Source organism: Phenylobacterium sp. (genome assembly GCF_020402505.1).
In the GTDB taxonomy this organism is placed as follows: Bacteria; Pseudomonadota; Alphaproteobacteria; order Caulobacterales; family Caulobacteraceae; genus Phenylobacterium.
Genome location: NZ_JADBZL010000126.1, coordinates 1 through 12,122 on the forward strand (window position 1 = coordinate 1; position 12,122 = coordinate 12,122).

Annotated in this window: 10 protein-coding genes; 4 read left to right on the forward strand and 6 right to left on the reverse strand. The window is 69.9% G+C overall.

Annotated features, from left to right (window positions below; translation table 11 throughout):
- Window positions 1–186: 186 nt before the first annotated feature.
- The 4 genes from eno to IM632_RS09455 all read right to left on the reverse strand — a co-directional run bounded on the left by eno (window position 187) and on the right by IM632_RS09455 (window position 4,366).
- Entirely contained in the window at window positions 187–1,470 is a 1,284-nt protein-coding gene (gene eno, locus IM632_RS09440) for a phosphopyruvate hydratase (protein WP_296480811.1), read from the reverse strand.
- A gap of 242 nt (window positions 1,471–1,712) precedes the next feature.
- Window positions 1,713–2,249, reverse strand: coding sequence for an NUDIX domain-containing protein (locus tag IM632_RS09445; protein WP_293542422.1), 537 nt, complete (start codon window positions 2,247–2,249; stop codon window positions 1,713–1,715).
- A 551-nt stretch (window positions 2,250–2,800) separates the two neighbouring features.
- Window positions 2,801–3,181, reverse strand: a complete 381-nt coding sequence (locus IM632_RS09450) for a VOC family protein (protein WP_296480815.1) — start codon at window positions 3,179–3,181, stop codon at window positions 2,801–2,803.
- A gap of 330 nt (window positions 3,182–3,511) precedes the next feature.
- Window positions 3,512–4,366 (reverse strand): NmrA family NAD(P)-binding protein, encoded by an 855-nt coding sequence (locus tag IM632_RS09455; RefSeq protein ID WP_296497252.1) that lies wholly within the window; start codon window positions 4,364–4,366, stop codon window positions 3,512–3,514.
- Window positions 4,367–4,481: 115 nt separating this feature from the next.
- Between IM632_RS09455 and IM632_RS09460 the strand changes: the two genes are divergently transcribed.
- The 3 genes from IM632_RS09460 (at window position 4,482) to IM632_RS09470 (ending at window position 7,465) form a co-directional block, all read left to right on the forward strand.
- Window positions 4,482–5,429: a LysR family transcriptional regulator gene (locus IM632_RS09460; protein ID WP_296552266.1), complete on the forward strand. Its 948-nt coding sequence runs from the start codon at window positions 4,482–4,484 to the stop codon at window positions 5,427–5,429.
- A gap of 168 nt (window positions 5,430–5,597) precedes the next feature.
- Entirely contained in the window at window positions 5,598–6,512 is a 915-nt protein-coding gene (locus IM632_RS09465) for a tetratricopeptide repeat protein (RefSeq protein ID WP_296480824.1), read from the forward strand.
- Window positions 6,479–7,465, forward strand: a complete 987-nt coding sequence (locus IM632_RS09470) for a hypothetical protein (RefSeq protein WP_296480827.1) — start codon at window positions 6,479–6,481, stop codon at window positions 7,463–7,465. Before IM632_RS09465 ends, IM632_RS09470 begins: the two co-directional genes overlap by 34 nt.
- 55 nt (window positions 7,466–7,520) lie before the next feature.
- Here IM632_RS09470 and IM632_RS09475 read toward each other — a convergent pair whose 3' ends face one another.
- Together IM632_RS09475 and IM632_RS09480 are read right to left on the reverse strand one after the other, a co-directional pair.
- A complete protein-coding gene (locus tag IM632_RS09475) occupies window positions 7,521–9,908 on the reverse strand; it encodes a TonB-dependent receptor (RefSeq protein WP_296480829.1) in 2,388 nt (795 codons plus the stop codon).
- Window positions 9,909–10,098: 190 nt separating this feature from the next.
- Window positions 10,099–11,034 (reverse strand): alpha/beta hydrolase-fold protein, encoded by a 936-nt coding sequence (locus IM632_RS09480; protein WP_296497250.1) that lies wholly within the window; start codon window positions 11,032–11,034, stop codon window positions 10,099–10,101.
- A gap of 145 nt (window positions 11,035–11,179) precedes the next feature.
- Between IM632_RS09480 and IM632_RS09485 the strand changes: the two genes are divergently transcribed.
- Complete coding sequence (locus IM632_RS09485) at window positions 11,180–11,950, forward strand: enoyl-CoA hydratase (protein WP_296497247.1); 771 nt, start codon at window positions 11,180–11,182, stop codon at window positions 11,948–11,950.
- The last annotated feature ends 172 nt before the right edge of the window (window positions 11,951–12,122 follow it).

Below are 12,122 nucleotides of genomic sequence, written 5' to 3' on the forward strand. Positions count from 1 at the left end.
CGCCGTGGCGCCCCCTCACCCCGCTGCGCTGGGAACTCCCCCGCAGGGGAGCAATTAAGATACTGTAATTCCTCCACCTCTTGAGGGGGAGGTGGACCGCGAAGCGGGCCGGAGGGGGTTTTCCGAACCGCCGTGGCGCCCCCTCACCCCGCTTCGCGGGGAGCTCCCCCGCAGGGGAGCAATTGGCTAGCGCAGGGCCTTCAGGGCCGCGCGGCCGGGATAGGCGGCCTGATCGCCCAGCTCTTCTTCGATGCGCAGCAGCTGGTTGTACTTGGCGGTGCGGTCGGAGCGGGCCAGGGAGCCGGTCTTGATCTGGCCGCAGTTCAGCGCCACGGCCAGGTCGGCGATGGTGGCGTCCTCGGTCTCGCCCGAGCGGTGGCTCATCACCGAGGTGTAGCCGGCGCGGTGGGCCATATCGACGGCGTCGAGGGTCTCCGACAGGGTGCCGATCTGGTTGACCTTGACGAGGATGGAGTTGGCCAGGCCCCCGCGGATGCCATCAGCCAGGCGGGCCGGGTTGGTCACGAAGAGGTCGTCGCCCACCAGCTGGACCTTCCCGCCCAGCCGGTCGGTCAGGAGCTTCCAGCCGTCGAAGTCGTCCTCGGCGCAGCCGTCCTCGATGGAGACGATGGGGAACTTCGCCACCAGGTCCGCCAGGTAGCCGACCATACCGGCCGGGTCGAAGCGCTTGCCCTCGCCGTGCAGGTGGTAGGCGCCGTCCTGGAAGAACTCGGTGGAGGCCACGTCGAGGGCGAGGTGGAAGTCCTGGCCGGCCGCATACCCCGCCGCCTCGCCCGAGCGGACGATGAAGGCCAGGGCCTCTTCGGCGGAGGCGATGTTGGGGGCGAAGCCGCCCTCGTCGCCGACATTGGTGTTATGGCCGGCGGCCTTCAGGCCCGACTTCAGGGCGGCGAAGATCTCCGCCCCCATGCGCAGGGCCTCGGCGAAGCTGTCGGCGCCCGTGGGCAGGATCATGAACTCCTGGATGTCGATCGGGTTGTCCGCATGGGCGCCGCCGTTGATGATGTTCATCATCGGCACAGGCAGGACCCGGGCGCCGACGCCGCCCACATACTTGTAGAGGGGCTGGCCCGCCGAGGTCGCCGAGGCCCGGGCGGCGGCGAGGCTGACGCCGAGGATGGCGTTGGCGCCCAGGCGAGACTTGTTGGCCGTGCCGTCCAGGTCGATCATCCGCGCATCGAGCCGGCGCTGGTCGGCGGCGTCGAAGCCCGCCAGGGCGTCGAAGATCTCGCCGTTCACCGCGTCCACGGCGGCCAGGACACCCTTGCCGCCATAGCGGGATTTGTCGCCGTCGCGCTTCTCCACGGCCTCATGCGCGCCGGTGGAGGCGCCCGAGGGCACGGCCGCCCGGCCGAGGGACCCGTCCTCCAGGACCACGTCCACCTCCACCGTCGGGTTGCCCCGGCTGTCGAGGATCTGGCGGGCGAGGATGTCGACGATCTCGGTCATGGCGAAGGCCCCGGATGGCTGCGGAAATTGCGGCGGAGGCTTAGCCCATCTATGGGGGGGAACCAAACGGTTTGGGGGGACGCCCACTCCCTGTACGCCGCCATGGCGAGGGCGCGGATCGCAGACTTGCGCCAAGTGGAGCTGGCGCCGGCCCGGAAGTCCATACGGCGCAGGGCGGTTCGGAGCATGACGCATTCGAGAGCCGGCTATTGAACGCCGGGCCCCTGGCTGCAACCCCGGGCCTAGCTCACCCTGAACACGCCGTCGCTCAGGAAGCCGATGTAGCTGTCCAGGCTCCATCGGTGATTGTCGATCATTTCCGGAAGGTCGTTGAGGGCGAACCAACGCAGCGCCGTGGTCTCTGCGGCGATCCTGGACATGTCGACGCCGCCCAGCGCCTCGTCCTCCAGCTCGACCTCGAACAGCAGGGAGTAACAGTGCAGCACGTCGCCATTGGGGTAGCGGACGATCTCGCGCACCGGATCGGAGGAGAAGCCGAAGCATCGCCAGGCGGCGACCCTCAGGTCGGTTTCCTCGAAGACCTCCCGGCGCAGGCAGTCGAGGATCGACTCCCCGATCAAAGGAGAGCCCGCCGGCAGGGCCCAGACGCCGAAGTCACGGCGGCGATGCAGGAGAACCTCCTCCGCGCCGCTGCGGCGGCGGATGACCGCCCGGGCGCCAGGCGATGCGATCAGGTTGTTCCCCACGAGCGCACGCATCTGCGGCACATAGGCGTGACCTCGGTCGATGATTTCCGAACCTGCAATGGCGATCTTCATGCGGACTTCCTCCCTGGGGGCCTCACGGGGCCCTGCAGCCTGACACTACAGGGCCGGCGACGCCAGCGACGAACAAGGTCAGCAAGCCCGTCTTCGCGCGTGTCCTGAACACCCGGCAGTCGACAGGTGAGCCGCGGGAAACCGGCGCCAAGCGCCACGTCGGCATGGCGCGCAAGCTCTTGGCCCTTGTGCACAGAGGCATGGGCTGCGGGTGCGGGCGTGGGGGCTGAGGCCTGGTCCCCCCTGCCCCGGGGCCTCGCCCCCGCAAGAGGTGGGGGAGTTAGGGAGCCATGGCTCCCCTGCGGGGGAGCTCCCCGCGCAGCGGGGTGAGGCGGCTTGCGGAGGGGTCGATAACCCCCTCCGGCCCGCTGCGCGGTCCACCTCCCCCTGAAGAGGTGGAGGAATGACTGAGCCATTGCTCCCCTGCGGGGGAGCTGTCGGCGAAGCCGACTGAGGGGGGCAACGGTGGTTCAGAAGACCCCCTCCGGCCCGCTGCGCGGTCCACCTCCCCCTCGAGAGGTGGAGGAATTGGGGGGGGCAAGCTGGGTGGGTCAGCGGGCTTCGTCCGGCGGGGCGCTGAGGGCGATGCGGTTGCCTTCGCTGTCCTCGATCTCGGCGACATAGCCTTCCTCGCCGACGTGGGTCCTGGGGTAGAGCACCGCGCCGCCGTGCGCCTGGGCGCGGGCGAGGACGGGGATGATGTCGGGGACGTCGAAATAAAGGATGGGGCCGGTCTTAGAGGGAATATAGACATCGCCGCAGGCCAGGGCGCCGCTGGCGCCGGCCTGGCCCTCGGCGCGGGGGAAGAAGGCCATGTCGTAGCCGTCGACCCGGCGCCGTTCGAGGCGGCAGCCGAACACCGCCTCGTAGAAGGCCATGGCGCGATCCATGTCGGCGACCGGGATCTCGAAGTGAACGACGGGGTTGATCATCGGGGTGTTCCGGCGGGCGGAATGGGGTTCGGGTGCACCGCAACGGTAGCCGGATTGACGGCGGATTTCGAGCCCTGTGCGGAGCCTCAGCAGACCCCCTCCGGCCCGCTGCGCGGTCCACCTCCCCCTCGGGAGGGGGAGGAATTGGAGGGAGTCGAGGGCTCGCCCTCAGGCTGAACGGGTCCGCGGGCTCTATCCGCTCCGGTCGAGTCCGGGGTTCCGTCTTCTGCAGGGGCGCTGGGGGCGATGCGGTTGCCCTCGCTGCCTTCGATTTCGGCGACATCGCCTTCCTCGCCGACGTGGGTCCTGGAGCAGAGGACGGGGGGCCGGTTACTTCCAGGCCGCCGCGTTCTCGCGGACGAAGTCGGCGAGGTTGCGCGGCGGGCGCCCGGTGATCGTCTCCACCACGGGCGAGACCCCGGCCGCCCAGCCCTGCTTGATGACGTGGTTGAGGCTCATCAGCCACTCGATCACCTGGGGCGGGGAGCCCATCCGGGTCAGCGAGTCCACCGCCGCCGCTTCCGGAACGTCGACATAGCGGACGTCGCGGCCGATCTGGCGGGCGATCGCGGAGACCATCTGGGCGTCAGTGAGGTCTTCGGGACCGGTGAGCGTATAGCTCTGACCGGCGTGCGCCGCCGGGTCGGTCAGGACTTCGACGGCCACGTCGGCGATGTCGCGGACATCGATGACGGCCGTCGCCCCGTCGCCCCGCGGGGCATAGAGCGCGCCATCCCGGATGGCGGCGCCATAGAAGTTGACCAGGTTCTGCATGAAGCTGGTCGGCAGCAGCAGGGTGAACGGGATGCCCGAGTTGCGGATCAGGGCGTCGATCTCGCCATGGACCTTCGCAATGGCCGCGGGACTGGCGGCGTCGGCGCCCGCCCCTGACGACCTCACAATGTGCCTGACGCCGGCGGCCTTTGCCGCCGCCACGGCGTTGGCGGCCATGCGCGGCATCTCCGGTACCAGGGGAAAGAGCAGGAACAGGGTGTCGACGCCTTCGAAGGCCCGGCGCAGGGAGGCCGGGTCCAGGAAGTCGCCCTGCGTCTCGCCCGCGCCCGCCGGGGCTCCGCCGGAGGCATGGGTCATGACCGCGAAGTCGGCCTTGCGGGCCTGCAGCCGCTTGACGATTTCGGCGCCGATATTGCCGGCGGCGCCGGTGACGAGAATCCGGTTGGTCATCTGCGTTCTCCTTCGTGAACTGGGGGTGTGTGAATGTGACCAAGGAGACTGTACGGCGCGGCAATCATGGATAAAATCGACATAAATTCGAATTATCTTCAACCTGCAGGAATGAATGAGAAACCTCCACGGGCTGGTGTCCTTCACCGAGGTGGCGACCGCGGGCAGCTTCACAGGCGCCGCCGCCAAGCTGAACCTGACGCCGGCGGCGGTCAGCAAGAACGTCGCCCGGCTGGAGGCGCAGCTGGGCGTCCGGTTGTTCAACCGCTCCACGCGACAGGTGCATCTCACCGAGGAAGGCGAGAGGCTCCGTGAGCGCACGGCGCCGGCGCTCCGGGCCCTGGATGAAGCCGTGTCCGAGATCAGCCAGGCGCGCAGCGGCGCGGTCGGACGGGTCCGGATCTCGGTGGGCGTCTCCTTCGGCAGGCAGTATGTGTTACCTCTGCTGCCCGCGATCACGGCCGCGAACCCGGAGCTGCAGGTCGATGTGAGCCTCGACAATCGTCCGGTCGACATGCTCGCCGAGGGGTTCGACATCGTCATCCGGGGCGGCGTGATCGAGGAGTCGAGCCTGGTGGCGCGGCGCATCGCACGGCTGCCGCTGGTGCTTCTGGCCTCGCCCGAGTATCTGCGCGATCGCGGCGTTCCCGTCGCGCCCGCAGACCTCGCCGGGCATGATCTGCTGGGCGTGCGGCTGCCCGGCGGGGGCGAGATTCCCTGGCGGTTCCGAAGGCCCGGCGGACGCGGTTCGTTCCAGATTCCCCTGAGGGCCCGCCTGTGGCTTTCCGACCCTGAGGCCCTGCTTGGGCTGGCGTGCGATCACGCCGGCATTGCGCAGGCAGGGTTGCACCACGCCATGCCTCACCTGCGCGCCGGGCGGCTGAAGGTGGTGCTCCACGAACAGCACGACGCCAGCGAGCGTGAGATCGTGCTGCACTACCCCCACCGTCTCTACCTGGCGCCGCGGGTGCGGGTGACAGTCGACGCCTTGCTCGCCGGTCTGGCCGGCAACCGGGACCTGCACGCCCAGCCCGACACCTTGCCGCCGTCGTTTCTGGCCTGAGGCGGGGGCCCCTGGATTCCTGGTCCGGCGCGAGAGCGGCCAGAGGTGAATCGCCGACGCATCCGGAAGGCCCTGGCCGCAAGCAAGGGCCTGCTGAAATGGCGCCTTGCCAAGGCGGCTTCCCCAAGGGCACAGATGAGGCCGACACTTCCGGATCGGAGGCTGAGGATGGGGTCGTTCAGGGTTCTGGTGCTGGCCGGCGTGATCGCCGCGATCACAGGCGGAGCGGCCCTGGCCGCCGGGTCGGGCGGTGGCGGCGGCATGGACCTGCCGTCGGACAGCGGCCCCAGCTATGACCCCGCCGAGGAATACGCCAAGGCCCTAGCGGCGCTCAATGCGCGGGACTACAGGGCCGCCGCCCGATCGGCCCAGCGCGTGACCCAGGCGGTCCCGCAGAACCTGGAGGCCTGGAAGCTGCTGGGCGCGGCCCATGCCGGCGCCGAGAACTGGAGGGGCGCCCGGCGCGCCTACGAGCGGGCCTTGAGGCTGGCGCCGGAAGACGTTTCAGTGCGCGGCGGACTTGGACTGGCTCTGGCCCGTCTGGAGGATCCGAAGGCGCAGGAGCAGCTGGACTGGCTGAGGACCAAGGCGGCGGCCTGCGGGCCGGGCTGCGACGCCGCGCAGCTGCGGAGCCTGACGGCGGAGCTGGAGAAGGTCCTGGCCGCACCGGCCTCGCCCGGCGCACGGCTGGACCAGCCGCTGATCCTGGCCGACGCCGGCGACGCCGCCTATCTCGACGCCGTGGGGCTGATCAATGAGGGGCGCTTCGAAGCCGCCCTGGTCAGCCTGGACGCAGCCCGGGCGGCGTTCGGACCCCATCCGGACGTCCTGACCTACCAGGGCTTCGCGCACCGCCGGCTTGGCCGGTTCGACACGGCGGAGGGCTTCTACCGCCAGGCGCTGGCGGTGGCGCCGGATCATCGGGGGGCCCTGGAATACTATGGCGAGCTGAAGGTCGAGCGCGGCGACAGGGCCGGGGCGCGCCGGATGCTGGCCCGCCTGGAACAGGCTTGCGCCTACGGTTGCGCAGAGGCCGAGACCCTGAGGTCATGGATCGAAACCGGCGGCGATCCCGGACGCTGAACCGGGTCCACGCCGGGTTCGGACTCGGACTGGCGCTGGCGGCCTCCGCAGCGCTGGCGTCCGACACGCCAGCGGCGCTGAGGGCCATGGCCTGGCTAGCTCCGGACGCAGACCCTGCTGTGGCGCTTGGCCGGGCGCCGACCGAGTGCCTGCGCTTGCCCGACGATCCGGCGCGGGTCCGCTCGATCGAGATCGGACGGACGGCGTTCCGCGATCCGCTTCTGCTGGGCGGCCAGGCGGCGCGCGCCGGCCTGTCCTGCGAGAGCTGCCATGCCGGCGGCCGCGACAATCCGGACTTTCGCTTTCCGGGCCTGTCAGGGGCGCCCGGCACGGCGGACGTGAGCACCTCCCTGTTCTCCAGGGTACGCGGCAATGCGGTGTTCGATCCGCAGCCGATCCCGGACCTGGCCGGACCCCGCGCGGCGCTGAAGACGCCGCCGGAGGCGCTTCCCGCCTTCATCCGCGGCTTGGTGGTGGAGGAGTTCGACGGCGCCGAGCCGCCCGAGGCCGTGCTCCGGGGGCTGGCCGACTATACCGCCGCCCTGCACCCCGACGCCTGCCCTGCGGCGCGGGATGGGCCGGTGACGCTGGCCGGCCATCTCTCCGACGCCCGCCGCGCCCTGGCCGCCGCCGCGACTGCGCCCGACCCGGAGACCACCGCCCGAATGATCAGCTCAGCCCGATCGACCCTGTTCCTGATCGATGAGCGCTACCGGGCCCTGCCCGCCGAAATCCGCGCCCTGCGGGCAGCCGCAGCGCGCCTCGCCCCCCTGCAGGCCGCCGCCCGGGCGGGCGCCCCCTACCTGGCCCGCGACATCGACGTCTGGATCCGGGACTCCCGGCGCCTCGAGCGCCGCCTCGCCGCCCGGGAGGCCCAAAGCCTCTACGCCCCGTCCCGTCTGGCGGGACTCCAGCGGGGCGGCGGCCCGGAAAGAAAAAGGGCGGGACCATGATGGCCCCGCCCTCCCCGTCTTCGGCGCCCCTGGCGGGGCGTCCCAGTCCTTCGGATCAGAAGGTCTTGCGGATGCTCACGCCGTAGGTGCGCGGCGTGTTCACCGCAAAGCCGAGGCGGGCGCGGCCGCCGCGTTCGCGGTCGAAGGACAGCTTGGCGTTCTCGTTGGTCAGATTGTTGACGAAGGCCGTGATGGTCAGGCCGTCGGCGCTCTCCACGCCGGCGCTGAGGTTGGCCAGTTCATAGGACGGAAGCTTCAGGTTCACCGTGGTGGCGGCCGAGGCCGGGGCGCCCAGGAAGGGCAGGTTGTGCACGAAGGTGCGCGGGTTGTTCTCCTGGTCCGCCGGCTGGGTGTAGCGGTCGCCCACGTGCTGGACCGAGGCGTTGACGAAGCCCGTCAGGCTGTCGGTCACCGGGAACTCATAGCTGCCCGACGCGGTGAACTGGAACCGGGGAACGCTGGGCAGGCGGTTGCCGTCGCGGATGCCGGTGGCGGCGGTCAGGGCGCCCGGCAGGGTGGTCTCGAACTTGGAGTCCGTCACGCTGCCCGACAGGTTGAGGCTGAGGCCCTCGAGCGGGTTCAGGCCCAGCTCGAACTCGACCCCGCTGGAGCGGGCCTTGTCGACGTTGAAGACAATGCGCGACGAGCAGCTGCCGGCGTCCAGGGTGACCTGGAGGTTGTCGATCTGGTTGTAGAAGCCGGCGACGTTGAAGGTTGCGCCGCCGCGGCGGGCCTTCATGCCGAGTTCGTAGTTCCAGAGGGACTCGTCCTTGTAGGACTGATAGCCGCCGAAGAGGGCCCGGTCCGCCGGCGTGCAGAGCCCGGCGTTCAGCGGATCATTCACCCCGCCGAGCCGGAAGCCCTCGGAGACGCCGCCATTGATGGTGACGTTCTCCGCAGCCTCGTAGCTGAGGATGATCCGGGGCGAGACGCCGTCGGACTTGGTCTTGTCCTTGCGGTTGTCGCCGTTCGAGAAGAGGCCGCCGGACTTGAAGGAGCGCTCTTCCTCGAAGTTGTAGTAGCGCGCGCCCGCCGTCGCCCTCAGGCGTTCCGTCAGCTGGTAGGTGGCCTCGCCGAACACCGCGTACTGGGTGATGGTGTAGGGCAGGCGGGAGTTGTAGGGCGAGTTCAGGGGGAAGCCGTTGGCGGCGCCCGCCGACGTGCCGGCGCCGAAGCGGGCGTCGGTGAAGGCGTCGTAGCCCGGGGTGGGGAGCCGCTGGTTGTAGGTGCGATCGATGGTCGAATAGAAGGCGCCGGCCACCCACTGCAGGGGGCCGTCCCCGGTCGAGGCCAGCCGCAGTTCCTGGCTGAAGGTGTCCACCTTGGTGGTGTCGCGCAGGTTGGAGGCCAGCTGGACGCCCGCCGCGGGGAAGCCGAGGTCCACCGAGACCGAGCCCGTCAGGGCGCTGGCGTCGCGGCTGACCAGGATGTCGCGGGTCAGGTAGGTGGTGACCGAGGTCAGGTCGATGGCGTCGGTGAGGGTGGCCTCCACCTTGAGGTCCGCCAGCACCAGCTCATCGGTGAACTTCTCGCGCAGCTTCAGGTACTGCTGGTTCCGCTTGAAGGTGGTGGCCGGAACGGCGGTGGTCTGGGGATTGGCGTAGAGGTTCCAGATCTCCGAGCGGTTGAAGCCGTTGCTCTCCACCCTCTGGTAGACGATGCGGGGCGTCACGCGCACCCGATCGTTGGGTTCGATCAGGACGGAGAGGCGGGCGCCCGTCCGGTCGCCGTCGTTGACGTCCTTGCCCGCCGCGGGACCGATGGCGTCGATGAAACCGCCATAGTTGGTGCGGTAGCCGACGAGGCGCGCGGCCGCCATATCGCCGAGCGGGATGTTCACGGCGCCCTTCAGGTCGCCGCCGACGCCGCCGCCGTCGATCTGGTTGAGACCGGCCTCGAGAGACCCGCCATACTCGCCGAGCCGGGGCTGGTTAGTGATGTAGCGGATGGTGCCGCCCACCGAACCCGAGCCGAACAGCGTGCCCTGGGGACCGCGCAGGGTCTCGACCCGGTTAAGGTCGAAGAGGTCGAGGTCGGGGGTGAAGAGGGACAGGGAGATGGCGGACTCGTCGAGGTAGACCCCGACCTGCTCCTTCACCCCGGGCTGGTCGCGGACGACCTGGCCGGCGGAGACGCCGCGCACCGAGACCTGGCTCTGGCCGGGCCCGAGGTTCTGCACCGCAAGGCCGGCGACATTGCGCGAAAGGTCTTCGAGCGACCCGGCGCCCGAGCGCTGGATCGCCTCTGCAGTCTGGGCGTTGATCGAGAACGGCACCTTCTGAAGGCTGAGCTCACGCTTGGTGGCGGTGACGACGACCTCGTCGACCTGAGCGCCGTCATTGGCGCCCTGCTGGGCAAAGGCCGGACCGGCTCCGATCAGGAGGCTGACTCCGGCGAGAAGAATGTGCCTGTTGGTCAGACGACCACGGATTTCGTTGCGCATGTATTGCCTTCCGTCTCAACAAGCCGGACGAGTAACCCGCCCTGGCGGTTCGGAGCGACCTGAATCCGGTGCGGCCGGAGTCTGCAAGCTCGTGCGGCCCGCAAGACGGATGTTTGCCGGAGACTGTAACGGAAATGTCGCAGTCTGGGGGGGGGCGCGCGCAACTTTCTCCGGACGCGGCGCCCTCCCCTCAAAGGTGAGCAAAGGCGGCGCGGTAGAAGGCCCATTGACGGTCGCCGAGGGCGGTCAGGACCTGGAAGGGGTCGTGGCCGACGCCCGGCAGGACGATCCAGTCGTGGGGGATGCCAAGGCCCTCGAGATAGGCGTGGAAGTCCCGGTTGTTCCCGAAGGTCTCGTCGCGATCGCCGATGACCAGGCGCAGGCGGGAGCGGCCAGCGAGGCGGGCCGCGTTCTCCCGGGCGTAGCGGCGGGGGCTGACGGCCTGGAAACCCGCCTGGGAGCCGCCGTAGACTTCACGCAGGAGTTCTTCGGCCTGCGCCTTGCTCGCGCGGGGGGCGGTGGTCAGGAACTCCTGCATCGGCCCGGCGCCCATCATGGAGACGGTGCGGAAAAGCTCCGGATAGCGGAGGCCGAACCGGGCTGCGCCGTAGCCGCCCATGCTGAATCCGTCGAGGAGCCGGCCCTCCGGCTTCGCCAGGGTGCGCCAGTTGGCGTCGATATAGGACCGCAGCTCATGGACGATGATCGTCTCCATCGGCGCCTTGCCGTTCGACCAGTCGACATACATGCCCATGGACAGGCCATTGACAAAGACCACCAGGAAGGGCGGGGCGAGGCGGTTCCGGATGGCCTGGTCGAATTCGGCGCCAAGTCGCGGGATGCCGGAAACTCCGCCCCCCGACCCGTGCAGCCAGTAGACCACCGGAAACCGGCGATCCGGATCGGCCGCATAGTCGGGCGGGACGTAGATGTGGAAGCTGACCGGGCCGCCCCGCGCCTCGCTTCCGAAGGTGTGGAAGGAGACGCCAGGCCCCTCCGCAGCGGCGGTCACCCACTCGAGACCGGGTTCAACCCGAAAAGACGGCGACCGCGCGATTGCGCCCGGGGCGGCGGCCAGGCCTGAGAGGCCGGCGCCCAGGGCGAGCAGGTGTTGTCGTCGGTTCATGGGCAGGGTCCTCCAGGATGACGCCCCAAACCATGAACCCCGTCTTCGCCGGATTCCGTCGATGGGCCCTGCCTGCGGCGGCTTGACTTCCCCCGGGGCGGTCCCCTCCCCTGCTCGACAGACGTCAGACCCAGGGAGGAACCGCATGCTGCTCGTGGACATCAAGGACCAGGTCGCCCTGGTCACCCTGAACCGGCCTGAGGCGATGAACGCCCTCAGCCGCGCCCTGCGGGCCGAGCTGCACGAGACGCTGAAGCGGCTGGACGCGAACCCGGCGGTGAAGGTGATCGTCCTGACCGGCGCCGGGGAGCGGGCCTTCACGGCGGGGCTGGACCTGAAGGAGCTGGGCAGCGACCCGAACGGGCTGCGGGCGGCGAACGCCACCGAGCCGTCGGAGAACCCGGCCTGGGCGGTGATCGCCTGCCGCAAGCCGGTGATCGGCGCCATCAACGGGGTGGCCATCACCGGCGGCTTCGAGGTGGCCCTGGCCTGCGACGTGCTGATCGCCTCGACCCACGCCCGGTTCGCCGACACCCACGCCCGGGTGGGCATCACGCCGGGATGGGGGCTCTCACAGAAGCTCTCGCGCCTGATCGGACCCTACCGCGCCAAGGAGCTCTCCCTGTCCGGCAACTTCCTCGACGCCCGGACGGCCGAGGCCTGGGGCCTGGTCAACCGCGTCGTGGCGCCGGAGGACCTGCTTCCCGCCGCGCTCCAGCTGGCCGCCGACATGGCCACCATCGATGAGGACATGCTCATCACCTACAAGGCGATGATCGACGACGGCTACGAGACCACCCTGCGCCAGGGCCTGGAGCTGGAGCAGGCCCGCTCGACGGCCCACAACCGCCATGTGACCCCCGAGGCCGTCGAAGCCCGGAGGGCCGGCATCCAGGCGCGGGGGCGGACGCAGTAGACCGGCCCCTCAGAAGACCCCCTCCGGCCCGCTTCGCGGTCCACCTCCCCCTCAAGAGGTGGAGGAATTGCTGAGCCATTGCTCCCCCGCGGGGGAGCTCCCCGCGAAGCGGGGTGAGGGGTCGCTGCGGCGGCTCGATCGCCCGAAAATTCTGTCGCTCCGGAAGGACCTA

Coding starts and splice junctions, on each gene's coding strand:
- IM632_RS09445 (WP_293542422.1), bottom strand. CDS start 2,249: ATGAAGATCGCCATTGCAGGTTCGGAAATCATCGACCGAGGTCACGCC.
- IM632_RS09475 (WP_296480829.1), bottom strand. CDS start 9,908: ATGCGCAACGAAATCCGTGGTCGTCTGACCAACAGGCACATTCTTCTC.
- eno (WP_296480811.1), bottom strand. CDS start 1,470: ATGACCGAGATCGTCGACATCCTCGCCCGCCAGATCCTCGACAGCCGG.
- IM632_RS09485 (WP_296497247.1), top strand. CDS start 11,180: ATGCTGCTCGTGGACATCAAGGACCAGGTCGCCCTGGTCACCCTGAAC.
- IM632_RS09470 (WP_296480827.1), top strand. CDS start 6,479: ATGGATCGAAACCGGCGGCGATCCCGGACGCTGAACCGGGTCCACGCC.
- IM632_RS09465 (WP_296480824.1), top strand. CDS start 5,598: ATGGGGTCGTTCAGGGTTCTGGTGCTGGCCGGCGTGATCGCCGCGATC.
- IM632_RS09450 (WP_296480815.1), bottom strand. CDS start 3,181: ATGATCAACCCCGTCGTTCACTTCGAGATCCCGGTCGCCGACATGGAT.
- IM632_RS09460 (WP_296552266.1), top strand. CDS start 4,482: ATGAGAAACCTCCACGGGCTGGTGTCCTTCACCGAGGTGGCGACCGCG.
- IM632_RS09480 (WP_296497250.1), bottom strand. CDS start 11,034: ATGAACCGACGACAACACCTGCTCGCCCTGGGCGCCGGCCTCTCAGGC.
- IM632_RS09455 (WP_296497252.1), bottom strand. CDS start 4,366: ATGACCAACCGGATTCTCGTCACCGGCGCCGCCGGCAATATCGGCGCC.